The organism is Streptomyces sp. NPDC046876 (assembly GCF_040645035.1).
Lineage (GTDB): Bacteria > Actinomycetota > Actinomycetes > Streptomycetales > Streptomycetaceae > Streptomyces.
This window is the reverse complement of the sequence record NZ_JBEYXK010000010.1, coordinates 92,270-116,012: the sequence shown is the minus strand read 5'-3', so window position 1 is coordinate 116,012 and position 23,743 is coordinate 92,270. Positions and strand designations below refer to the sequence as shown.

Below are 23,743 nucleotides of genomic sequence, written 5' to 3'. Positions count from 1 at the left end.
AGGACGTCCAGTAATCGGGAGCCTCTCCGCCTTGCGATGCACGGCACCGGACGACGCGGGCTTAACCGGCAAGATCCGAAAGAGACGACCTAGCTGCCGTCGGCGCGGGCCTGTGCCGCGCGCGGCCTCGCGCCGGCCGCACCCGAAGCGGCGGCCGCGCGGATGCGGTTGAACTCCGCGACGTGCTTCTTGTGCTCCTCGTACGTCACCGAGAAGCGGGTGTCCCCCGGCTTCACAGTGACGAAGAAGAGCCAGTCGCCCGGCGTCGGCGCGACGGCGGCCGCCAGGGCGTCCGCGCCGGGGCTGTCGATCGGCGTGGGCGGGAGTCCGTGCCGCCGGTAGGTGTTGAAGGGGCTGTCGATGCGCGTGTCGCTCAGCGTGGTGTTCAGCGTCCGGCGGTCCAGCGCGTAGTTGAGGGTGGAGTCCATCTGCAGCGGCATCGCCTTCGCCAGCCGGTTGTGCACCACGCGGGCGACCTTGCCCATGTCGGCGCGGGAGTCGGCCTCCGCCTCGATGATGCTGGCCAGGGTGGCCGTCTGATACGGGGTCATGCCGTGCGCCTTGCCGCCGTCGGCGACCGCCCGGGCGGCGAGGTGGCGGTTGGCCGTCCCCACCATGGAGGCGAGGAGCGAGCCGGCCGTGGTCTTCGAGGTCACCGGGTACGACGCCGGGAACAGGAACCCCTCGGGGTTGCCCTTCGCCTCGGCGGGCAGGGCCAGTTCCGTCGCGGCGGCCGCGGCCTGGGCGGACCCGGCCGGGAGCCTCAGCTCGCGGTCGATGGCGGCGTAGATCTGTGGGGCCCGCCAGCCTTCGGGGACGGTCAGCCGGCCCAGGACCTCGGGGGCTTCCGGCTCGGCGCCGCGCAGCAGCGGCACGAGCACGGCCGCGCCGGTCGCGAGCAGCGTGCAGAGGAAGATCGCCAGACGGCCCCGGCGGGTGAGCCGGGATCGATGCCGTGGCGGCCGGTACTCAGGGCGCATACGGGCACGCTAAACGGCACAGCGCCGCATTCCCGGGCGTCACACCCCCGCACCGGTCAGACGATCACACGTTCCACACGTTCGGCCCGCTCGGCGCGGACGGTCCCGTCGACCCGCTCGAGCGGGTCGACCCGTTCCGCACGCTCGCCGCCCGCGGTCTCGCGGTCCCGGCGGACCAGGGCCGCGTACCGGCCGCCGGCCTCCAGCAGTTCGTCGTGCGTGCCGCGTTCGGCGATGCGCCCCTTGTCCAGGACGACGATCTGGTCGGCATCGCGGACGGTGGAGAGCCGGTGCGCGATGGTGATCGTGGTGCGGCCTGCGGAGAGGTTGTCGATGGCCTGCTGCACGGCGTGCTCGGTGCGGGTGTCGAGGGCGCTGGTGGCCTCGTCGAGGATCAGCACCGGGGGATCGCGCAGGATGGTCCGGGCGATGGCCAGGCGCTGCTTCTCGCCGCCGGAGAAGCGGTAGCCGCGCTCGCCGACCAGGGTGTCGTACCCGTCGGGCAGGGACTCGATGTGGTCGTGGATCTGGGCCGCGCGGGCCGCCTCGGCGATCTCCTCGTCGGTGGCGTCCGGTTTGGCGAAGCGCAGGTTGTCGGCGACCGAGGCGTGGAAGAGGTAGGTCTCCTGGGAGACCACGCCTATGGAGCGGGCCAGCGAGTCGAAGTCGAGGTCGCGCACGTCCACCCCGTCGAGGGCGACCCGTCCGCCGGTGACGTCGTAGAGCCGGGGCACCAGGTAGCTGAGGGTGCTCTTGCCGGAGCCGGTCGGACCGACCACGCCGAGGGAGCCGCCGGCCGGGACGGTGATGTCGATCCCCGTGAGGGTGGGCCCGTGCTTGGCGTCGTACGCGAAGTGCACGTCCTCCAGCCGGATCTCGCCCTTGGCGCGCTCCAGGCGGACGGCGTCCTCGCGCTCGGTGATGTCCACCGGCAGGTCGAGGTACTCGAAGATGCGGGCGAACAGGGCCAGCGAGGTCTGGATCTGCACACCCGTCGACAGCAGGCTCACGGCGGGCCGGAACAGGCCCTGCTGGAGCGTGACGAAGGCGACGAGGGTGCCGACGGAGAGGGACGGGGCGCCGGACTGCAGGGCTATGCCCGCGGCCCAGTAGATGAGCGCGGGCATGGCGGCCATGACGATGCCGATGGTGGACATCCGCCAGCGCCCGGCCATGCTGGAGCGCACTTCCAGGGAGACGAGCTTCTCGGACTCCTCGGCGAACGACCGGGTGAGCGAGTCGGCGCGGCCCATCGTGCGGCCGAGCAGGATGCCGCTGACGGACAGGGACTCGGTGACGGTCGCGGCCATGGCGGCCATCTGCTTCTGCCGCTGCAGGGTGATCTTCTTGCGCTCGCGTCCCACGCGCCGGCTGATCCACACGAACAGGGGCAGCAGGAGCAGCGAGACGAGGGTGAGCCGCCAGTCGAGCGCGAGCATGGCGACCACGGAGGCGACCACGGCCGTCAGGTTGGAGACGAGCGAGGTGGCGGTCGAGGTGACGGTGGCCTGCATGCCCCCGATGTCGTTGGCTATCCGGGACTGCACCTCGCCCGTGCGGGTGCGGGTGAAGAAGGCCAGCGGCATCCGCTGGAGCTGGGCGTAGACGGCGGTGCGCAGGTCGTGCATGACGCGCTGGCCGACGGTGGTGGAGATCAGGGTCTGGAGCACGCCGAAGACGCTGGTGACGACGGCGGTGAGGATCATGCCGAGGGCCAGCAGGCTGAGCAGTCCGGTGCGGCCCTCGGGGATGGCGACGTCCAGGATCTCCTTCAGCAGGAACGGCGAGGCGACGCCGACCAGGGAGGACGCACAGACGAGCAGCCCCACGACGGCGAGCCGGCCGCGGTAGGGGCGGAAGAGGCCCACGATCCGGCGCAGTTCGCGCGGGCGCTCCGCGGGGGCGGGGCTGCTGGGGTCGAGGGCTTCTTTCGATGGGGTCCACTTCGGTTCTTCGGGGCGCATGGGCCTCCTTCTGACGAGACTTGCATGAGCATAGCTCATTGTTACCTATGCTCACAATGAGTCTGGTCCTGGTACCGTTCACCAGTATGAGCACCGCTCCCGAAACCGACAGCTCGACCGCCGGCGCGCCCGACAGCTCCACCGACAGCTCCACCGACAGCACCGACGGCGTGCTCGCCGAGCAGCTGCTGCGGCTGACCCGCCGGCTCCACCGGATCCAGAAGCGCCACCTGGAGCCGCTCGGGATCACCCCGGCCCAGAGCAGGCTGCTCCGGCTCGTCTCGCACTACGACGACGGGCAGCCGCCCCGCATGGCGGACCTCGCCGCGCGCCTGGAAGTGGTGCCCCGCGCCGTGACGACGCTGGTGGACGGCCTGGAGGCCGCCGACTGCGTGCGCCGCGCGCCCGACCCGGCGAACCGCCGTGTCATACGGATCGAGCTCACGGACACGGGGCGCGCCACGCTGCGCCGGCTGCGCAGCGCGCGGACGGACGCCGCAGAGGAGATCCTGGCTCCGTTGACCGCCGGGCAGCGGGACCAGCTCGGCGGCCTGCTGGACGCTCTGATGGACGCCCCCGCGGGGCGCCGCTGCTGACGGGAACGAGGGGTCGCGATGCCGCTGCTGGAACCGAAGCCCGGGGCCCTGCGCCCGCACGGCGTCCGCGGCCCCTCCCCCGACCGGGTGCCCGAGTGGCGCGCCGGCGGCACGCCCGAGCCGCTGCGGACCGAGCTGATCGAGCTGCTCGGTGCGCAGAAGGTGCTGTGGAGCCTCTCCGACCTGGTCCGCTACGCCTCCGACGCCTCGCCGTACCGGTTCGTGCCGCAGGTCGTGGTGGTGGCCGAGGACGTGGACGACGTCTCCGCGGTCCTGTCGTACGCCCGCGGGCGCGGGCGGGAGGTGGTCTTCCGGGCCGCCGGGACCTCGCTCAACGGCCAGGCCCAGGGTGAGGACATCCTGGTCGACGTACGCCGCCACTGGGCCGGCATGGAGGTGCTGGAGGGCGGCCGCCGGGCCCGGATCCGGCCGGGCACGACCGTGGCCCGGGCCAATGCCGCCCTCGTCCGCCACGGCCGGGTCCTCGGGCCCGACCCGGCCAGCGCGATCGCCTGCACGCTCGGCGGGGTCGTCGCCAACAACGCGTCCGGCATGACGGCGGGGACCACCAGGAACGCGTACCGCACGCTGTCGTCCCTGACCTTCGTGCTGCCGGGCGGCACGGTCGTGGACACCGCCGACCCGCTGGCCGATGAGGAGCTGGCACGCGCCGAGCCGGCGCTGTGCCGCGGGCTGATGGAGATCAAGCGGGAGATCGAGGCGGATCCGGGGCTGGTGGCCCGGATCCGGGCCAAGTACGAGATCAAAAACACCACCGGCTACCGCCTGGACGCGTATCTGGACGGCACCACGCCGGTCGAGATCCTGCGCGGTCTGATGGTCGGCTCCGAGGGCACGCTCGGCTTCCTCGCCGAGCTCGTCTTCGACACCCTCGCGCTGGACCGCGAACGCACCACTGCCCTGCTGTTCTTCCCGTCCCTGCCCGCCGCGGCGGCGGCGGTGCCGCTCTTCACCGCGGCCGGCGCCCTCGCGGTCGAGGTGATGGACGGCAACACCCTGCGCGCCTCGGTGCGCGTGGCAGGGGTCCCCGCCGACTGGGCGGGCCTGCCGAAGGACACCACGGCCCTGCTGGTGGAGTTCCGCGCCCCGGACGAGGCGGGGCGGGCGGAGCACGAGCGGCGCGCCGCGGAGGTCCTCGCAGGGCTGGACCTGGTGGCCCCTGTCCCGTCGGTCACCAACGCCTTCACCGGTGACCCGGGGACGATCGACGGCTACTGGAAGGCCCGCAAGGCCTTCGTCACGACCGTCGGCGGGGCCCGGGCCCCCGGCACCACCCTGATCACCGAGGACTTCGCGGTGCCGCCCTCCCGGCTGGCCGAGGCCTGCGAGGCGCTGCTCGCGCTGCAGGCGGAGCACGGCTTCGACGCGGCCGTCGCCGGGCACGCGGCCCACGGCAACCTGCACTTCCTGCTCGCCTTCGACGCCTCCCGGCCCGCCGACGTCGAGCGGTACGCGGCGTTCATGGACGCCTTCTGCCGGCTCACGGTGGAGCGCTTCGACGGCTCGCTGAAGGCCGAGCACTCCACGGGCCGCAACATGGCCCCCTACCTGGAGCTGGAGTGGGGGCCCCGGGCCACCGAGCTGATGTGGCGCACCAAGAGGCTCGTGGACCCGGACGGGCTGCTCGCCCCGCGGATCCTCCTCGACCGCGACCCGCAGGCCCACCTGCGCGGCCTGAAGACCATCCCCGGGGTCGAGGCGGTGGCCGATCCATGCATCGAGTGCGGGTTCTGCGAACCGACCTGCCCCAGCAAGGACCTGACGACGACACCGCGCCAGCGGATCGTGCTGCGCCGGGAGGCGATGCGGCAGCAGCCGGGCTCGCGGGTGCTGGACGGCCTGCTGGAGTCGTACGGCCACGACGCCGTCGACACCTGCGCGACCGACTCCACCTGCATGATCGCCTGTCCCGTCGGCATCGACACGGGCGCGCTGGTACGGGACTTCCGCCACCGCCGGCACGGCCCGCGCGAGGAGCGGGCGGCGGAGCTCGCCGCCCGCTCGTTCACGGCCGTCGAGGGCGCGGCCCGGCTGGCCGTGGCCGCCGCCGACCGGGTGAGCGGCCTGGTCGGGGACCGGCTGCCGGCCGCGGTGACGGGGGCCGTGCGGCGTGCCGTACGGCCCGACCTGGTGCCGCAGTGGCTGCCGCAGCTCCCCGGCGCCGCGGCCCGCAGGGCGCCTGCGACCCGGCGGGTGGGTGCGGCGGCCGTCTACTACCCGGCCTGCGTCAACCGGATCTTCGGCGGACCGGACGACGCGTCCGGCCCCTCCCTGCAGGAGGCCGTGGTGGCCGTCTCCGAGCGGGCCGGCAAGCCGGTGTGGATCCCGGGCGACGTCGCCGGGACCTGCTGCGCGACGATCTGGCACTCCAAGGGCTACGAGGCCGGCAACCGGGTGATGGCCAACCGGATCGTGGAGGCCGCCTGGGGCTGGACGGCGGGCGGGCGGCTGCCGCTCGTCGTCGACGCCTCGTCCTGCACGCTGGGCCTCGCGCGGGAGGTGGTCCCGTTCCTGACCGACGACAACCGCGCGCTGCACGCGGAGCTCCGGGTCGTCGACTCCGTCGTGTGGGCGGCGCAGGAGCTGCTGCCGCACCTCACGATCCGGCGCACGGTGGGTTCGGCGGTGCTCCATCCCACCTGCTCGATGCGCCATTTGGGTGTGGAGGCGCAGCTGCTGGCGGTGGCCGAGGCGTGCGCACGGGAGGTGGTGGTGCCCGAGGACGCGGGCTGCTGCGCCTTCGCGGGCGACCGGGGCATGCTGCACCCGGAGCTGACCGCCTCGGCGACGGCGCGGGAGGCGGCGGAGGTGACCTCGCGGGCGTTCGACGTGCACCTGTCGGCGAACCGGATGTGCGAAGTGGGGATGGACCGGGCCACCGGCCGCAGCTACCGCTCGGCGCTGCTGGAGCTGGAGCGGGCCACCCGCCCCTGACCCGGCGTCATGCGTCCGCGCCCACGGGACATCCTGCCGCGTGAGGCTTTGGCCAACACAAAATCGATTGCCCGGCTCCGGTCCGGAAGGCGAACCTTGCACGGTTTGGACCTCTCGACCAGTCATGGGGCGTCATGCAGATCAGCGATCTCCCGTATCCGGATCCCGGTGTACCCGACGCCCGCTCCGGCCCCCGCTTCCTGGTGTGGCTCGGGCGGGGCCAACTCGGCGGACAGGTCAAGAGCCTGTGCTGGGGCCTGGTCCACTTCTGCGGCGTCGCGGGCCTGCCGTACGCGGTGGGGCTCGGCGTCGACGCGGTCGTGGACCGCGACGGCACCCGGCTGCTGCTCGTCGGGGCGCTGCTGGCCCTGGTCGGCGTCGCGATCGCTGTCGGCGACGCCATGCTCCACCGCACCGCCGTCACCAACTGGATCACGGCCGCCGCGCGGGTGCAGCAGCTGCTCGCCCGCAAGACCGCCGAGCTCGGCTCGGCCCTGACCCGCCGGGTCGCGGCGGGCGAGGTCGTCGCCGTCTCCACCGGCGACGTGGAGAAGATCGGCTGGTTCGTGGAGGCGGTCTCCCGCTTCCTCGCGGCCGCCTTCTCCGTCGTCGCCATCTGCGTCGGCCTGCTGTTCTACGCACCCGCCATCGGAACCGTCGTCGCCCTCGGCATCCCGGTGCTCGCCCTGTCCGTCCTGCCGCTGCTGCCGCGCGCCACCCGGCGCGCCGACGCCCAGCGGGAGAAGGCCGGCAAGGCCACCGAACTGGCCTCCGACACCGTGGCGGGCCTGCGGGTGCTGCGCGGCATCGGCGGCGAGGAGCTGTTCCTCGGCCGCTACCGCGAGGCCTCGCAGGAGGTCCGCAGGGCGGCCGTGCGCAGTGCCCGGATGTGGGCGCTGATCTCGGCGATCCAGGTGCTGCTGCCGGGCGTGCTGCTGATCGCGGTGGTCTGGTACGGCTCCGCGCTCGTCCTGGACGGCCGGCTGGCGGTCGGCCAACTCGTCGCGGCCTTCAGCGCGGTGGCCACGATGCTCTACCCGCTGCGGCACTTCGAGGAGATCGCGATGGCGTACTCCTTCTCCCGGCCCTCCGCCCAACGGGCCGCCCGGGTGCTGTCGCTGGCCCGCGGCGACGCCCCCGAGCGGCCCTCCTCCGCGGCCGTGCGGGCCCCGGAGCCCGGCGGCGACCTGTACGACCCGGTCACCGGGCTCCTGGCCCCGGCGGGCCGACTCACCGCCGTGGTGTGCGGGGACCCGGACCTCGCGGGCCGGCTCGCCGAACGCCTCGGCGGACACCCGCCGGACGGCGACGCGGGCGCCAAGGACGGCAAGGACGCCGACAACAGCCAGGGCGCCGAGGGCACCGCGGGCGGGGCCGGTGACGGCGACGCCCCCGCCGCCCCCGAGCGGGTCTCGGTCCTGCTGGGCGGGGTCGCCCTCGACGAACTGCCGCTGGACACGGCCCGCACGCTGGTCCTCGTACAGGACAAGGACCCGGTGCTGCTGTCGGGCACCCTGCGCCGGCTGTTCGCCGTACCGGCGTCCGGGGCGGTCGAGCCCGCCGCGGCGCTGGCCGCCGCCCAGTGCGGGGACGTGCTGGACGCGCTGCTCCAGGCGGCCCCGGACGGGGTGGCCGACCCCATGGACGCCCACCTCACCGAGCGCGGACGGTCGTTGTCCGGCGGGCAGCGCCAGCGACTCGCCCTGGCCCGCTCCCTGGTCACCGACCCCGAGGTGCTCGTCCTCGACGAGCCGACCTCGGCCGTCGACTCGCACACCGAGGCACGCATCGCGGACGGCGTGCGCGCCCTGCGCACGGGGCGCACCACCGTGGTGCTCGCCTCCTCACCGCTGTTGCTGGACCGCGCCGACCACGTCGTGTTCCTCCACGAGGGCACGGTCGCCGCGACCGGCACCCACCGCGAGCTGCTGCACGACGACCGGCGCTACCGGGCGGTCGTCACCCGCGAGACCGACGAGGAGCAGCGGATCGCCCGCGTGGCACCGGCACGGCTCCACGAAGCACTCACAGAGATCGAGGAATCCGCATGATCGGTGTGGCGCCGCCGCAATACGACCCGGCGGCCCCCGAATCGGCCGCCACCCTGCCCGTGGGCTCGCCGGCGACGGTACGGGGCTATGTGCGCGGCCTGCTGCGACGGCACCGGCGGGCCTTCGCGACCCTGGTGACGGTCAACGCGGTCGCGGTGATCGCCTCCATGGTGGGCCCGTACCTGCTGGGCCGGGTCGTGGACCGGCTCGCGGCCGGGGCCCGGGAGCTCCACCTGGTGCAGGTGGCGGTGCTGTTCGGGCTGGCCCTGATCGTGCAGACGGCCTTCGTGCGGCTGGTCCGGCTGCGCGGGGCGATGCTCGGCGAGGAGATGCTGGCCGACCTGCGCGAGGACTTCCTGGTGCGGTCGGTGGGCCTGCCGCCGGGCGTCCTGGAGCGGGCCGGGACCGGCGACCTGCTGTCGCGCATCACCACCGACATCGACCGGCTCGCCAATGCGATGCGCGAGGCCGTGCCCCAGCTGGCCATCGGCGTCGTGTGGGTGGGGCTGCTCTTCGGGGCGCTCGGCGTGACCGCGCCGCCGCTGGCGCTGGCCGCGCTGGTGGCGCTGCCGGTACTGGTGGCCGGCTGCCGCTGGTACTTCCGGCGGGCGCCCTCGGCGTACCGCTCCGAGGCGGCCGGCTATGCGGCGGTCTCGGCGGCGCTCACCGAGACGGTGGACGCGGGCCGCACGGTCGAGGCGCACCGCCTGGGCCCGGAGCGGATCGCCCTGTCGGAGCGCCGGATCAAGGAGTGGACGGCGTGGGAGCGCTACACCCTGTTCCTGCGGACGGTCCTCTTCCCCGTCATCAACGCCACCTTCGTGACGATCCTCGGCTCGGTGCTGCTGATCGGCGGCTTCTGCGTCCTGCAGGGCTGGCTGTCGGTCGGGCAGCTGACCACGGGCGCGCTGCTGGCGCAGATGATGGTCGACCCGATCGGCCTGATCCTGCGCTGGTACGACGAGCTGCAGGTGGCCCAGGTGTCGCTGGCCCGGCTGGTGGGCGTGCGGGAGATCGAGCCGGACGGCGGCGACGGCGCCGTCTCCCCGGCGGGTCGCGACGTCCGCGCCGATGCGGTCCGCTTCGGCTACCGGGAGGGCGTCGACGTGCTGCACGAGGTGTCGATGGCGGTTCCGCCGGGCACCCGGATGGCGCTCGTCGGCCCGTCGGGCGCGGGGAAGTCCACCCTCGGCCGGCTGCTCGCGGGCATCTATGCGCCGCGGACGGGCGAGGTGACGCTCGGCGGGGCGCAGCTGTCGCGGATGCCCGCGGAGCGGGTGCGCGAGCAGGTGGCCCTGGTCAACCAGGAGCACCACGTGTTCGTGGGCACGCTGCGGGACAACCTGCGCCTGGCCCGGGCCGGGGCGCAGGACGCCGAGCTGTGGGCGGCCTTGGGCGCGGTGGACGCCGACGGCTGGGCGCGGGCCCTGGACCGCGGCCTGGACACCCAGGTCGGCTCGGGCGGCACGGCGCTGACGCCGGCGCAGGCCCAGCAGATCGCGCTGGCCCGGCTGGTGCTGGCCGATCCGCACACGCTCGTCCTCGACGAGGCGACCTCGCTGCTGGACCCGCGCGCCGCACGGCACTTGGAGCGGTCGCTGGCCCGGGTGCTGGACGGCCGGACGGTCATCGCGATCGCCCACCGCCTGCACACGGCGCACGACGCCGACGTGATCGCGGTGGTCGAGGACGGCCGGATCAGCGAGCTCGGTTCGCACGACGAGCTGGTCGCGGCCGACGGGGCGTACGCGGCCCTGTGGCGCTCCTGGCACGGCTGACCGGGGGTCCGGGCCCATGGCCCTGGCGCCGGTGCCAGGGCCGGAGGCCGCACAGGCCGCACCGGCCGCGCAGGCCGCACGGCGGAACAGGACCACCCGGGCAGAACCGGTCGGTCGGCGCCCGTCAGATGAAGTCGAGGGCCGAGGCGCCGCCCATGCCGCCGAGCAGCATGAAGGCGGGCATGAGGACCTTGAGCTCCACCCAGCTGCCCGCCCGGAAGCGCATCCCCTTGGGCGGGCCGACGGGGTACCAGCGCTTGCCCTTGATCGGCAGGGGCCACAGGATCGGGCAGCCGGAGACCGTCAGGGCGTCGCCGATGTCGTGGACGAGCGCACCGAGCATGATCGGCAGGCCCAGCCACAGGTACTCCTGGCCGGGGCCGAACAGCCAGCCCGCACCATTGCCGGGCTCGTCCAGGACCCCGGCCAGGATCCAGGCGCTGGTGGCGCCGAGCAGCCACACGAGGATGTCGCTGGACATCCGGGCAGCCCGCCACAGCAGGCCTTCGACGGCGAGCACGAGGTGGACGAACAGCAGCACCAGCACACCCCACCGGTCGGCGGTGACCGCCAGCACCGAGGAGCCCCCGCCTATCAGGACCGCCCAGAGCCAGGTGTGGGTCAGGGTGCGGTGGCCGCCGGAGCGGCGGGCGTCCTTCGGGGCACGGGTGGCCTTGTAGACGGCGTAGGAGATCTTGTCGACCACCTCGCACAGGCCCCGCGACAGCGGGCCGAAGGCCCGCGAGATCGTCGCCGACTTGTGGTCGAGGTCGGGGGCGAGGGCAGCGCCCGCGCAGATGAGCGCGCCGACGACGAGGACCGGCCAGGGCATGGGGTGCCCGGCGGCCGCGGCCGCAGCGCCCACCCCCAGCCAGGCTGCCGCCCCGGACAGTGAGTGCGCCGGACCCATCATGCTCGTTTCCCGCCCCGGTGGTGTGCTGGTCGGGCCCCGCTGACGACGTCGTCCGGCCCCGGTCAACGGCACAGCGTACCCGTGGTGATCTTCGCCCGCGGCCGCCGGTTCCCTCATCCGGGGCGAAGCCAGGCAAGATGGGGGCGTGACCCTCATTGATCAGCTCCCGCCGAACGCCGACCCCGACACCCTCTTCGAGGCCTTCTCCTCGTGGGCGGAGGATCAGGGCATCAGCCTGTACCCGGCCCAGGAGGAGGCGCTGATCGAGGTCGTCTCCGGAGCGAACGTGATCCTGTCCACGCCGACGGGCTCCGGCAAGAGCCTCGTCGCGGCCGGCGCGCACTTCACCGCCCTGGCCCAGGACAAGGTCACCTTCTACACCGCGCCGATCAAGGCGCTGGTGTCGGAGAAGTTCTTCGACCTGTGCAAGCTGTTCGGCACCGAGAACGTCGGCATGCTGACCGGCGACGCGTCCGTGAACGCCGACGCCCCGGTGATCTGCTGCACGGCCGAGGTGCTGGCCTCCATCGCCCTGCGCGACGGCAAGTACGCCGACATCGGCCAGGTCGTGATGGACGAGTTCCACTTCTACGCCGAGCCGGACCGCGGCTGGGCCTGGCAGATCCCGCTGCTGGAGCTCCCGCAGGCGCAGTTCATCCTGATGTCGGCGACCCTCGGCGACGTGACGCGGTTCGAGGAGGACCTCACCCGGCGCACCGGCCGGCCGACGTCGGTGGTGCGCTCCGCGACCCGCCCCGTCCCGCTGTCGTACGAGTACGTCACCACCCCGATCACCGACACGATCACCGAGCTGCTGGAGACCCGGCAGGCCCCCGTGTACATCGTGCACTTCACGCAGGCGCAGGCCGTCGAGCGGGCGCAGTCGCTGATGAGCATCAACATGTGCTCCCGCGAGGAGAAGGACAAGATCGCCGAGCTGATCGGCAACTTCCGCTTCACCACGAAGTTCGGCCAGAACCTCTCCCGCTACGTGCGCCACGGCATCGGCGTGCACCACGCCGGCATGCTGCCCAAGTACCGGCGCCTGGTGGAGAAGCTGGCCCAGGCCGGCCTGCTGAAGGTGATCTGCGGGACCGACACCCTCGGCGTGGGCGTCAACGTCCCGATCCGCACCGTGCTGTTCACCGCGCTGACCAAGTACGACGGGAACCGGGTCCGCACCCTCCGCGCCCGCGAGTTCCACCAGATCGCCGGCCGGGCCGGCCGGGCCGGCTTCGACACGGCCGGTTTCGTGGTCGCCCAGGCGCCCGAGCACGTCATCGAGAACGAGAAGGCGCTCGCGAAGGCGGGCGACGACCCCAAGAAGCGCCGCAAGGTGGTCCGCAAGAAGGCGCCCGAGGGTTTCGTCGCCTGGTCGGACACCACCTTCGAGAAGCTGATCGCCGCCGATCCGGAGCCGCTCACCTCCCGGTTCAAGGTCACCAACATCATGCTGCTGTCGGTCATCGCCCGTCCGGGCAATGCCTTCCAGGCGATGCGCAGCCTGCTCGAGGACAACCACGAGCCGCGCAAGGCCCAGCTGAAGCACATCCGGCGGGCCATCGCCATCTACCGCTCGCTGCTGGACGGCGGGGTGGTCGAGCAGCTCGACACCCCGGACGCCGAGGGCCGCACCATCCGGCTCACGGTCGACCTCCAGCAGGACTTCGCACTCAACCAGCCCCTGTCGACCTTCGCGCTCGCCGCCTTCGACCTGCTGGAGCCGGAGTCCCCCTCCTACGCGCTGGACATGGTCTCGGTCGTCGAGTCCACGCTGGACGACCCGCGCCAGATCCTCGCCGCCCAGCAGAACAAGGAGCGCGGCATCGCGGTCGGCGCGATGAAGGCCGACGGCATCGAGTACGAGGAGCGGATGGAGCGGCTCCAGGACGTCACGTACCCCAAGCCGCTGGAAGAGCTCCTGCAGCACGCCTACAACGTGTACCGCAAGAGCCACCCGTGGGTCGGCGACCACCCGGTCTCCCCGAAGTCGATCATCCGCGACATGTACGAACGCGCGATGACCTTCACGGAGTTCACCTCCTTCTACGAGCTCGCCCGCACCGAGGGCATCGTGCTGCGGTACCTGGCGAGCGCGTACAAGGCGCTGGACCACACCATCCCCGACGACCTGAAGTCGGAGGACCTGGAGGACCTGATCGCCTGGCTGGGCGAGCTGGTGCGCCAGGTGGACTCCAGCCTGCTCGACGAGTGGGAGCAGCTGGCGAACCCGGAGGTGGAGACGGCGGAGGAGGCCCAGGACAAGGCCGACCAGGTCAAGCCGGTCACCGCCAACGCACGCGCCTTCCGCGTCCTGGTCCGCAACGCCATGTTCCGGCGGGTGGAGCTGGCGGCGCTGGACCACATCGACGAGCTGGGCGAGCTGGACGCCGAGTCCGGTTGGGACGCCGACGCCTGGGGCGAGGCCATGGACGCCTACTGGGACGAGTACGACGACCTGGGCACCGGCCCCGACGCGCGCGGCCCGAAGCTCCTCCAGATCGAGGAGGACCCGGCGCACGGCCTGTGGCGCGTCCGCCAGACCTTCGCGGACCCGGGCGGCGACCATGGCTGGGGCATCAGCGCCGAGGTGGATCTCGCCGCCTCCGACGAGGAGGGCCGGGCGGTCATCCGGGTGACCTCGGTCGGCGAGCTCGGCACGCTCTGACCCCCACCGGAGGGCGACCGGCCCCACCGGAGACGACAGTGGAGAGGCTCTGATGACGAACCCCGCCGAGAGACTGGTCGATCTGCTCGACCTGGAGCAGATCGAGGTCAACATCTTCCGCGGCGCCAGCCCGCAGGAGTCCCTCCAGCGCGTCTTCGGCGGGCAGGTCGCCGGCCAGGCGCTGGTGGCCGCCGGCCGCACCACCGAGAGCGACCGGCCCGTCCACTCCTTGCACGCGTACTTCCTGCGCCCCGGCATCCCCGGGGTGCCGATCGTGTACCAGGTGGAACGGGTGCGCGACGGGCGGTCCTTCACCACGCGCCGCGTCACCGCGGTCCAGCAAGGCAAGACGATCTTCAATCTGACCGCCTCCTTCCACCATCCGGAGGAGGGCAGCATCGAGCACCAGCTGCCTTCCCACCACGTTCCCCACCCGGAGACGCTCCCCAAGGTCGCGGACGAGATCCGCGAGCACCTGGGCTCGCTGCCCGAGTCGCTGGAGCGGATGGCCCGCCGCCAGGCCTTCGACATCCGGTACGTGAACCGGCTCCGCTGGACCCCCCAGGAGCTCAAGGACGCCGATCCCCGCAGCGCGGTGTGGATGCGCGCCGTCGGCCCGCTGGGCGACGACCCGCTCGTGCACACCTGCGCCCTCACGTACGCCAGTGACATGACCCTCCTCGATGCCGTGCGCATCCCCGTGGAGCCCCTGTGGGGCATGCGCGGTTTCGACATGGCCTCCCTGGACCACGCCATGTGGTTCCACCGGCCGTTCCGCGCGGACGAGTGGTTCCTGTACGACCAGGAGTCGCCCATCGCGCACGGCGGGCGCGGCCTGGCCCGCGGCCGCATCTACGACCTGGAGGGCAGGATGCTGGTCTCCGTGGTCCAGGAAGGCCTCTTCCGCCCGTACCCCTCCCCGCAGGCCCGGCCGTCCGCGCCGGCCGAACCGACCCCGAAGAGCTGATCACCCCCATGCCCAAGCCGGCCCTCCCCTGCCCCTGCGGGCTGCCCGCCGCCTACCCGGAGTGCTGCGGCCGCTTCCACTCCGGTGCGCAGCAGGCGCCCACCGCCGAACTGCTGATGCGGTCCCGGTTCAGCGCCTTCGCCGTGGGCGACACCGCCTACCTGATGCGGTCCTGGCATCCGGACACCCGCCCGGGCGGGCTCGACCTCGACCCCGACCAGCGCTGGGTCAAGCTGGAGATCCTGGGCACCGAGCGCGGCGGGATGTTCGAGACGGAGGGCTCGGTGGAGTTCCGGGCGCACTACCGCGAGGGCCGGCACGCCGGGTCCCTGCACGAGAACAGCGCCTTCACTCGGGAGGGCGGGGCCTGGGTCTACGTCGGCCCCCTCTCCCCCGTCGAGTTCGACTGACCGCGCGCCCCGGTCAGGGCGAAGTCCAGGCTGGTGCGGTACCAGTGGACCTCGTCGGGCGACTCGGCCCGCAGCAGCCGCTGCGCGACGGCCGCGGCGGCCGGGAGCTGCGGGTGCCCGTACGGCAGGGGCGGGGCCAGCGCGCCGAGGACGATCCGCTCCGCCGGGTCGGGCACGGCCTGCGCCACCTCCTCCTCAGGGAGCACGGAGGCCAGTACGGCGGCCCGCTCCCAGGGGTCGGCGGTCCGTCTCAGCAGGAGCCCGACATGCCGGCCGCGCCACTGCCGCGGGCGCAGGTCCGCCTTCGCCGCCAACAGCTCCCGGTCCTGCGCCGGCGCGCTCCCGCTCAGCAGCCCCGGCTGCCGAGCGGCGAACTCCCGCAGCTCCGCGGCCAGGTAGAGCCACACCACCGCCCGGTACCGGTTGACCCGGTAGGCGACGGGGACGAGGTGTCCACACCGCGCGAGCCGGATGAACCGGCTCGCCCCGATGCCCATCACCGCGCCCGCGGCCTCCGCTCCGGCCACGGTCTCGATCCTGGCGCGCAGTGCTTCGGGGAAGCCCTTCGCCGCCCTGACCCGGTCCAGCTCCGCCCGGGTGTAGCGGGCCGCGCCGCCGGGGGCCGCCGGCGCGGCGCGTACGATCCCCAACTGGACGGCCCGCGCGAACTCGCCCCGGCTCAGCCCCAGCTCGCCGGCGGCCGTGGCGCCGCCCACCGTCGGCCCCGGTGCTGCGGCCACCCGTACCCGGGCCCGCGGCTGCGTCGCAACGTTCATGACGATCCCCCTCACGCATCGCATCTCCATCACTCTGCGTGAAGAACGTAACCCACCGTCACGACAACCCGCGAGGCCTGTGGATAACTCCCGGCGGGAGGGGGCGGCCGCCGGAGCCGTCAGCCGCCGGTGATGCGCCGCTCCGCCACCCCCAGGTGCTCCCCCACCCGGTTGACCAGCAGCGTCATCTCGTACGCGACCTGCCCGATGTCGGCCTCGGCGGAGCTGAGCACGCACAGCGAACTCCCCGAGCCCGCCGCCATGACGAAGAGGACCCCGTCGTCGTACTCGACCATGGTCTGGCGCACCTCACCGGCCCGGAAGTGCCGTCCCGACCCCTTCGCCAGGCTCTGCAGTCCCGCCGCCACCGCCGCCAGGTGCTCCGCGTCCTCCCGTGCCAGCCCGGCGCTCGCGCCCGTGACCAGCCCGTCGTTGGACAGCACCACCGCGTGCCGGACCTGCTGGACCCTGCGGGACAGGTCGTCCAGCAGCCAGTCGAGCTGCTTGTCCAGTGCCATTTCCAGCCCCTCCCCGTGACGCAGCCGCCCCGGCCGCGCCGCACCCCGCGTAGTAAGTGCCGCAAGCCTTCCCCACCAGGACCTTTCCGGCAAGGTCCGAACCAACGCCACCACGGCCCCCGCCACCGCCCCGCGACACCGCCGCCGCCCGCCTCACATCGGTCCGGCCTGCGGCTCCACCGACTCCAGCAGCCGGGCGGTGTGCACCCTCCCGGCGTACTCCACCAGCCTGATCAGGACTTCCTTCCCGGAATCCTTGTCCCGCGCATCGCACAGCACCACCGGAGTCCCCGCCTCCAGGTCCAGCGCCCGCGACACCTCGGGCGCCCCGTAGCGGCGCGCGTCCGTGAAGCAGTTGACGGCCACCACGAACGGGATGCGCCGGTGCTCGAAGTAGTCCACCGCCGGGAAGCAGTCCTCCAATCGCCGCGTGTCCGCGAGCACCACCGCCCCCAGCGCCCCTTGCGCCAACTCGTCCCACAGGAACCAGAACCGGTCCTGTCCCGGCGTCCCGAACAGGTACAGCGAGAGACCGGCCCGGATGGTGATCCGCCCGAAGTCCATGGCCACGGTCGTGGTCGTCTTCTGCGCGACCCCGCCCGTGTCGTCGACGAGCTCGCCGGCCTCGCTGAGCAGTTCCTCCGTCCGCAGCGGCCGGATCTCGCTGACCGCCCCGACCAGCGTGGTCTTGCCGACGCCGAAGCCGCCCGCCACCAGTATCTTCAGGGCGAGGGCCGCCAGTTCACCGCCTCCGTCGTCCTCGTTGCCCAAGGCGGCCGCGTCGCCCGCGTAGCCCGCATCGTCCTCGTAGCCCCCGACGTAATGCCGTTGTCCCATCACAGCGCTCGCAATCCCTCGATGACTTCCCGCAGAATCCGCTCGTCCGGCAGCCGGGCGGGCGGCACCGGTCTGCTGACCCTCACGTGACCCGCCTCCAGCAGGTCCCCCAGCAGCACCCGCACCACCCCCACCGGCAGGTCCGCGTCCGCGGCGAGCTCCGCCACCGACTGGGTCTCGGACCGGCACAGGCCGAGCAGGGCCCGGTGTTCGGGGCCGAGCAGCGCCTCGTCCGCCGCGTCCGCGCCCCCGGCGTCCACCACGACCAGCGCGATCAGGTCGAACCGCACCCCGTGCGGGCCCGGCTTCGTACGCCCGCCGGTCATGGCGTACGGGCGGACGAGCGGGCCCGCTTCGGCGTCGTACCACTGGCCGTCCATGGACCGGACCACCGGACCGCCGCCTTCAGCCCGCGGCCGGCGGCTCGGCCGCGAACCGGGGCGGCGTGTACAGGTGCTCCCCGACCCGCTTCACCAGCCGGGCCATCTCATAGGCGATCAGCCCGATGTCGGCGCCGCCGGTACTGAGCACGGCCAGACAGGAGCCGTCGCCCGCGGCCGCCACGAAGAGGAACCCCTCGTCCATCTCCACCATCGTCTGCCGCACACCCCCGACCTGGAAGTGCCGACCCGCGCCCTTGGCCAGACTGTGGAAACCGGAGGCGACGGCGGCCAGGTGCTCCGCGTCCTCCCTACCTAGCGCGCTCGACGCGCCCACCGGGAGCCCGTCGTTGGAGAGGACCACGGCATGGCGGACCTCGCGGACGCGGACCACCAGCTCGTCCAGCAGCCAGTCCAGTTCGCCGGTCCTGCGGACGCCGCCGCCGGGGCCGGATCTGCGGTACTCGATCATCACTCTTCTCCTTCGCTGCTGCCTGGGTGGTCGGAGTTCTCCCGGGCGCCGCGGACCCAGCCGGCCCGGTAGGCCGCCATGCGGTCCCGGGCCTGCTCCGGGCTGCGCCGCGGCGGCTCCGCGGGCGGGCCCGCCGCGGCGGGGGCCTCCACGGGCGCGACCTCGCGCAGCTGTGGGACCAGGCTGGCCTGGCGTACGCGGCGCGGCAGTTCGGCGGCGGGCCCGTCCCCGGCGCCCGCGGGAGCCGGCACGCGGGCCGGCCCCTGCGTGGGTGCCGGTACGGCCACGGCGGCGGGCCGGGGCGCGGGGGCCGCGGGGACGGGTTCCTGCGCCGCCGCGGGGTCCTGCGTACGGGCTGCCGCGCCGCCCGCGCCGCCCCGCGGCCGCAGGGAGGCCACCGGGGCGGGGGGCCGCGCCTCCTCCCGTACGGGACCGCGGTCCGCGGCCGGGACCGCGCGCGCCTCCTCCCGTACGGCGGACCCTGCGGACACCCCGGACACCGCGGGCACGGCCGCCACGGCGGACGGCTGCGGCCCGGCCCCGCGCGGCCGGGCCGCAGCAGCCGGGCCCTCCGGGGCGGGCGCGTGCCCCGCCGGCCCGAATCCGGGCTCGAGCGCGCCCTGGAGCAGGGAGTTCGGCAGCAGCACCACCGCGGTGGTGCCCCCGTACGGCGAGGGTCGCAGGTGCACCCGTACGCCGTGCCGCGCAGCCAGGCGGCTGACCACGAAGAGCCCGAGCCGGTCGCTGTCGAAGAGGTCGAGGGCCTCGGACTGCTCGATGCGCCGGTTGGCCTCGTCGAGCGTGTCGCGGCCCATGCCGAGGCCTCGGTCCTCGACCTCCAGGACGTATCCGGCGCCGACGGGCTCGCCGCTGACCCGGACCTTGGTGTGGGGCGGGGAGAACTGGGTGGCGTTCTCGATGAGTTCGGCGAGCAGGTGGGTGAGGTCCGCGACCGCGCCGCCGATGACGGCGGCCTCCACGAGCTGCCGGACCTCCACGCGCGGATATTCCTCGATCTCGGACACGGCGGCCCGGACCACGTTCGTCAGCGGGACCGGCGTCCGCCAGGCCCGCCCCGGGGCGGCACCCGACAGGATGATCAGGCTTTCCGCGTGCCGCCGCATGCGCGTGGTGAGGTGGTCGAGGCGGAAGAGGTCGCCGAGCTCGCCGGGGTCGTCCGCGCGCCGCTCCATGGAGTCGAGCAGGGTGAGCTGCTTGTGCACGAGGACCTGGCTGCGCCGCGCCAGGTTGACGAATACGCCGCTCACCCCGCTGGCGAGCTCGGCGCGTTCGACGGCGGCGCCCAGCGCGGCCCGGTGAACGGTGGCCAGCGCCGCGCCGACCTGGGTGATCTCGTCGTCGGCGGCGGGCCCGGGCGGGGCCTCGGCGTCGACGTCGAGGTCCTGGCCGGCGCGCAGCCGGTCCATGGCGTGCGGGAGCTTGCGGTGGGCGATCTCCAGGGCGGTGTTGCGCAGCGAGACTAGTTCGACGACGAGTCCGCGGCCGATGCGGACGGAGATGACGAGCGAGGCGGCCACGGCCGCCAGTCCCAGCAGCACCGCGGCTCCGGCAGGGCCGAGCGCGCCTTCCGCGAGGGGGTCGCGGCGGTCGGCTGCTCCGGCGTGCGCGGCCGCCTCGATCTCCCGCACGGAGCTGCTGACGCTCGTGTACGCGGCGTCCCAGCCGGCGGCCGCGCCGCGCGGGTCCTTGGCGGTTCCGGCGGCCAGCACCCGGTCCTCGGCGCCGGTCAGTTCGGCGTAGGCGGCGCCCTTGGCGACGGCCTGCCAGGCGTCCCGCTGGGCGGCGGGCAGGTCGGCGGCGGAGCTCTCGGTGAGGGCGCGGCGGGTCTCGACGAGGCCGGTCAGGCGCCGAACCGATTCGGCGCTGCGCTGGCCCGGCACGGAGATCAACGCGTCCTCCCGGGCCAGGAGTTCCCCCGCGCGGGCGAATTCGAGCAGCACGCGTGCCTCGGGGCCGAGTTCGGCCCGTGCCCCGCCGGAGAGGGAGCCCGTGACGGCGAGGGCGGCGTCGACGACGCGGGTGTACGTCTCGTACGCCGCGTCCGCGGTCGCACGCCGGTCGGCGATGTCCTTGCGGGCCGGGCCGAGCCCCTCGGCGGCGGCGACGAAGGCGCCGAGGCGGACGACGACCTCGGTGCGCTGGTCGCCGGATTCGGCCACGGTGTGCCGGTCGCCGAGGCGGAGGCGCCGGACGGCCTCGTCGGTGCGGCGCTGCTGGCGGTCCAGTTCGGCGGCGCGCTCGGCGGCGGGGTCGGCCAGGTAGCGCACGGAGGCGCGCCGCTCCGCCTGGAGCTCGGTGACGGCGGCCGCGACGGGGGTGCGGATCTGCTCGTCGATCCGCTGGACGCGGCCGATCCGGGCGATGTCCCGGGCGGTGTTGACAGTGGCGAAGCCCCAGAGGGCGAGCAGGGAGACCACCGGGACCATGAGCAGCGAGACGATCTTGGCCCGGACCGTCGCGGGACGCAGGCGGAGCCGCAGCCCCGGACGGGGACGCGCCACACCCGCCACACCTGCCGCACCGGCCTCACCCGCGGCCGACGGCTCGGGCTCCTCGGCGGGCGGTCCGGCGTGGGCCCGGCGGCCGCGCGCCGAGGGCGCGGGCGGCCGGGGTGCCGCTGCGTCCGGGTGTCTGCGGGGTGTGCGCATGGGCTCCTCGTTCCGGGTCCTGGTCCTGGTCCTGGTCCTGCGGGCGGTCGGCGGTCAGTGGGCGGGCGAGGCGGCAGAAGCGGAGACACCGGAGGCCCCGGAAGCCCCGAAACCCGAGCCCCCCGGAGCCGAGCCCGCGGCAGCCGAGGCGGCAGAAGCGGACGCCGAAGCGGCCCGCTCGTCGGCCGTGGGCGACAGCGCCACGAACGCGGAGGTCAGGAAGAGGTACGAGCCGAGCCCGACGGCGAGCGGGAAGACGAACTGCATGGCCGTGGCCCCCGGCAGGGCCTGGTCCGAGGGCGCCACTCGGACGGCGACGGCCATCATCCCGGTGTAGTGCATGGAGCTGACGGCCGCGCCCATGACGAGCGAGGCGACGGCCACGGCGGCGGGCGCCTTGATGTGGAGCGCGGCCCACAGCGCGGCCGTGGCCGCCACGACGGCGATGGCGACCGAGAGTCCGACCGTGAGCGGGTCGTACGAGATGCTGCCGTGCAGGCGCAGGGCGGCCATGCCGAGGTAGTGCATGCTGGCGACGCCCAGGCCGGTGGTGAGGCCGCCGAGGACGAGGGAGCGGCGGCGCTGGTTGCCGTAGCCGACGGCGAAGACGCCGGCGCCGACGACCACCATGGCGACGAGCAGGCTGAGGACGGTCAGCGGCACGTTGTAGTGGATCTCGGTGCCGGTGACGTTGAAGCCGAGCATCGCGACGAAGTGCATGGTCCAGATGCCGGTGCCGATGGCGGAGGCGGCGGTGAGGAGCCAGTTGCGGCGCGAGGATCCGGTCGCGGCGAGCGCGCGGACGGTGCAGCGCAGCCCGAGGGCGGCGCCGATGGATGCCATCACATATGACAGTACGGGCGTCAGCCAGCCGTACGCCGCGTGGTCGAGGTGTCCCATGGCCCCGGGACGCTAGTCCGGGTGAGGGGCCGAACAAGGGGAGCATTTCAAAACCAACGGGAACTGCTGGAATATGACAGAGATACGTTCGTCTTCGACCACGCCGCACACCACCTTGCGCACCGGCCGCCCGCGCACCCTTGCGCACCCGCCGCCCGCGCCCGCCGTGCGCACCGGCCGCCCGCGCCCGCGCAGGGCAGCGCCGGACCGGTGGGGGAACATGTGCCCATGACTGACGACCGCGACCCCCGCGACCCCCGCATCCCCCGCGACGACCACGACCCCCGTCACGTGCAGGAGTTCTTCGGGCAGCGCGCCGCCGGCTGGGACGAGAAGTTCCCGGACGACGGGCCCGCGTTCGAGACCGCCGTGGCCGAGTTCGGGCTGCGCCCCGGCGACCGCGTGCTCGACGCGGGCTGCGGGACCGGCCGGGCGCTGCCCGCGCTGCGGGCCGCCGTGGGCCCGGCGGGCACCGTGCTCGGCGCGGACCTGACCCCGCAGATGCTGACGGCCGCGCAGCAGGCCGGGCGGGACGCGGACGGCGCGCTGCTGCTCGCGGACGTGTCCCGGCTGCCGCTGCGCGACGCGGCGATCGACGCGGTGTTCGCCTCGGGGCTCATCGCGCACCTCCCCGATCCGGCGGCGAACCTGCGGGAACTGGCCCGCGTCGTCCGCCCCGGCGGCCGGCTCGCGCTGTTTCACCCGATCGGGCGGGCGGCGCTGGCGGCCCGCCACGGCCGCGCGTTGACCCCGGACGACCTGCGGGCCGAGCACAACCTCGGGCCCCTGCTGGCCGGTTCGGGCTGGGAGCTGCTGCGCTACACCGACGAGGACGCCCGCTTCCTGGCCGTCGCCGCGCGCCGCACCTGAGCCGCCGCCCCGGATCCGGTCCGCCCTTCCTTCGTACGAGGGCCCCGCCCCCGGGGCCCGCGGAGGTGCTCCGGATCAGGCCGGGGGCTGGGCCCCGGCTCCGGCCGGCCGGCGCGGATGCGGCACGGGGCATCCCCCGGAGCCGGGCACGGGGAAGGTGCCGAGCTCGCCCACGTCGTAGCCGTTCCGGTAGCCCTTGATCTCCGGGTTCTGGCGGGCGTAGTGCGGGGCCCTGCGCGGGGGCAGCAGCCGCACCGCACGGCCGCGCAGCCGCAGGGCGCCGCGGACCAGGCGCCGGACCTGCGGGCGGGGGCGCTCGAAGCGGAACGCGTCCAGCAGCGGGTCGTCCAGCAGGGCCAGGCTCGCGCCGCGCACGGCGGGGGCGAGCGGCGCCGGGTACCAGGAGGCCAGCAGGTCCAGGGTGGAGTCGGCGACCTTGCGGCCGCCCTCGTCCCAGCCGAAGTGCTCGGCTTCGTAGGCGTTCAGGGTCTCCTCGAACTCCTCGTAGGAACCGGGGAGGTCCTTGATGCCCATGTGCCGGCCGAGAGTGGCGTAGTAGTTCGCGGAGGCGCGGCGCTCGTGGTGGGTCATGGGGCGCCAGCCGTAGGCGTCCAGCCAGCGCGGCGGGATCACTACGAACGTGCACAGGACGTAGCGCATGTCCTCGTTGGAGATGTCGTAGCTGCGGTGCATCTGGTTGATGCGGCGGATCGCGGTGCGCGCGGTCTCGTGCTCGAAGCCGTGCTCGACGACGGCGTCGAGGAGCAGGGCGGTGTCGTCGTAGCGCTTCTGCGCGCGGTCGGTGAACTCGGCGGTCTCGGCGAGGAGGCGGCCGATGCTGGGGACGGCATAGGTCCGGAAGAGTGCGAGCTCGAGGGCGCGGGTGAAGTCCCAGGGGAACTCGTACGTGGCGGTGAGCCGGTAGATGGCGAGGAAGTCCTTGTCCGGATCCAGACCGAGGATCTCCCTCAGCCGGTCGTAACGCTGCACCGGGTGCTCCCTTTCTGTGGCGGATGGCCAACTCTACGTGCCGGTAGCC

The 23,743-nt window shown here is 73.8% G+C and carries 19 protein-coding genes; 8 read left to right on the top strand and 11 right to left on the bottom strand.

The window, feature by feature from the left end; all coding sequences use genetic code 11:
• Window positions 1-89 precede the first annotated feature (89 nt).
• Both mltG and ABZ924_RS09090 read right to left on the bottom strand, forming a co-directional pair.
• Window positions 90-980 (bottom strand): endolytic transglycosylase MltG, encoded by an 891-nt coding sequence (gene mltG / locus ABZ924_RS09095; RefSeq protein WP_361906130.1) that lies wholly within the window; start codon window positions 978-980, stop codon window positions 90-92.
• Between the two features lie 56 nt (window positions 981-1,036).
• Window positions 1,037-2,944, bottom strand: a complete 1,908-nt coding sequence (locus ABZ924_RS09090; protein ID WP_361906128.1) for an ABC transporter ATP-binding protein — start codon at window positions 2,942-2,944, stop codon at window positions 1,037-1,039.
• An 86-nt stretch (window positions 2,945-3,030) separates the two neighbouring features.
• On the opposite strand from ABZ924_RS09090, the gene ABZ924_RS09085 reads away from it, so the two are divergent.
• The 4 genes from ABZ924_RS09085 to ABZ924_RS09070 all read left to right on the top strand — a co-directional run bounded on the left by ABZ924_RS09085 (window position 3,031) and on the right by ABZ924_RS09070 (window position 10,324).
• A complete protein-coding gene (locus ABZ924_RS09085) occupies window positions 3,031-3,540 on the top strand; it encodes a MarR family transcriptional regulator (RefSeq protein ID WP_361906126.1) in 510 nt (169 codons plus the stop codon).
• A gap of 18 nt (window positions 3,541-3,558) precedes the next feature.
• Window positions 3,559-6,495, top strand: coding sequence for an FAD-binding and (Fe-S)-binding domain-containing protein (locus ABZ924_RS09080; RefSeq protein ID WP_361906124.1), 2,937 nt, complete (start codon window positions 3,559-3,561; stop codon window positions 6,493-6,495).
• 134 nt (window positions 6,496-6,629) lie between these two features.
• On the top strand, window positions 6,630-8,546 hold the full coding sequence (locus ABZ924_RS09075) for an ABC transporter ATP-binding protein (protein WP_361906122.1): 1,917 nt from the start codon (window positions 6,630-6,632) through the stop codon (window positions 8,544-8,546).
• Window positions 8,543-10,324 (top strand): ABC transporter ATP-binding protein, encoded by a 1,782-nt coding sequence (locus ABZ924_RS09070; RefSeq protein WP_361906120.1) that lies wholly within the window; start codon window positions 8,543-8,545, stop codon window positions 10,322-10,324. The genes ABZ924_RS09075 and ABZ924_RS09070 overlap by 4 nt, the downstream gene beginning before the upstream one ends.
• A gap of 124 nt (window positions 10,325-10,448) precedes the next feature.
• Here ABZ924_RS09070 and ABZ924_RS09065 read toward each other — a convergent pair whose 3' ends face one another.
• Window positions 10,449-11,237 carry a metal-dependent hydrolase gene (locus ABZ924_RS09065; protein ID WP_361906118.1) on the bottom strand — a complete coding sequence of 263 codons (789 nt, stop codon included), beginning with the start codon at window positions 11,235-11,237 and terminating at the stop codon, window positions 10,449-10,451.
• A gap of 145 nt (window positions 11,238-11,382) precedes the next feature.
• Here ABZ924_RS09065 and ABZ924_RS09060 point away from each other — a divergent pair, with 145 nt between their 5' ends.
• From ABZ924_RS09060 to ABZ924_RS09050, 3 genes are read left to right on the top strand one after another with little or no spacing between them, the layout of a single operon-like run.
• Window positions 11,383-13,905, top strand: coding sequence for a DUF3516 domain-containing protein (locus ABZ924_RS09060; RefSeq protein ID WP_361906116.1), 2,523 nt, complete (start codon window positions 11,383-11,385; stop codon window positions 13,903-13,905).
• A gap of 52 nt (window positions 13,906-13,957) precedes the next feature.
• The gene (locus ABZ924_RS09055; protein ID WP_361906114.1) at window positions 13,958-14,872 is read left to right on the top strand and encodes an acyl-CoA thioesterase II; all 915 of its coding nucleotides are present in this window, start codon (window positions 13,958-13,960) and stop codon (window positions 14,870-14,872) included.
• Window positions 14,873-14,880: 8 nt separating this feature from the next.
• Window positions 14,881-15,282 (top strand): YchJ family metal-binding protein, encoded by a 402-nt coding sequence (locus tag ABZ924_RS09050; protein WP_361906112.1) that lies wholly within the window; start codon window positions 14,881-14,883, stop codon window positions 15,280-15,282.
• Here the strand turns inward: ABZ924_RS09050 and ABZ924_RS09045 are convergent.
• The 7 genes from ABZ924_RS09045 to ABZ924_RS09015 form a co-directional block, all read right to left on the bottom strand.
• Window positions 15,246-16,058: a DUF6397 family protein gene (locus ABZ924_RS09045; RefSeq protein WP_361906111.1), complete on the bottom strand. Its 813-nt coding sequence runs from the start codon at window positions 16,056-16,058 to the stop codon at window positions 15,246-15,248. The genes ABZ924_RS09050 and ABZ924_RS09045 overlap by 37 nt on opposite strands.
• A gap of 119 nt (window positions 16,059-16,177) precedes the next feature.
• Entirely contained in the window at window positions 16,178-16,576 is a 399-nt protein-coding gene (locus tag ABZ924_RS09040; protein WP_361906109.1) for a roadblock/LC7 domain-containing protein, read from the bottom strand.
• Window positions 16,577-16,729: 153 nt separating this feature from the next.
• Window positions 16,730-17,413 carry an ATP/GTP-binding protein gene (locus ABZ924_RS09035; protein WP_361906107.1) on the bottom strand — a complete coding sequence of 228 codons (684 nt, stop codon included), beginning with the start codon at window positions 17,411-17,413 and terminating at the stop codon, window positions 16,730-16,732.
• Window positions 17,413-17,793: a DUF742 domain-containing protein gene (locus tag ABZ924_RS09030; RefSeq protein ID WP_361906105.1), complete on the bottom strand. Its 381-nt coding sequence runs from the start codon at window positions 17,791-17,793 to the stop codon at window positions 17,413-17,415. Before ABZ924_RS09030 ends, ABZ924_RS09035 begins: the two co-directional genes overlap by 1 nt.
• A gap of 25 nt (window positions 17,794-17,818) precedes the next feature.
• Window positions 17,819-18,265, bottom strand: coding sequence for a roadblock/LC7 domain-containing protein (locus ABZ924_RS09025; protein WP_361906103.1), 447 nt, complete (start codon window positions 18,263-18,265; stop codon window positions 17,819-17,821).
• Entirely contained in the window at window positions 18,265-20,934 is a 2,670-nt protein-coding gene (locus tag ABZ924_RS09020) for an ATP-binding protein (RefSeq protein ID WP_361906101.1), read from the bottom strand. Before ABZ924_RS09020 ends, ABZ924_RS09025 begins: the two co-directional genes overlap by 1 nt.
• A gap of 54 nt (window positions 20,935-20,988) precedes the next feature.
• A complete protein-coding gene (locus ABZ924_RS09015) occupies window positions 20,989-21,834 on the bottom strand; it encodes an MHYT domain-containing protein (protein WP_361906099.1) in 846 nt (281 codons plus the stop codon).
• A gap of 228 nt (window positions 21,835-22,062) precedes the next feature.
• Here ABZ924_RS09015 and ABZ924_RS09010 point away from each other — a divergent pair, with 228 nt between their 5' ends.
• Window positions 22,063-22,704, top strand: a complete 642-nt coding sequence (locus ABZ924_RS09010) for a class I SAM-dependent methyltransferase (protein WP_361906097.1) — start codon at window positions 22,063-22,065, stop codon at window positions 22,702-22,704.
• A 75-nt stretch (window positions 22,705-22,779) separates the two neighbouring features.
• Here the strand turns inward: ABZ924_RS09010 and ABZ924_RS09005 are convergent, their stop codons facing one another.
• Entirely contained in the window at window positions 22,780-23,694 is a 915-nt protein-coding gene (locus ABZ924_RS09005) for an oxygenase MpaB family protein (protein WP_361906095.1), read from the bottom strand.
• Window positions 23,695-23,743 lie beyond the last annotated feature (49 nt).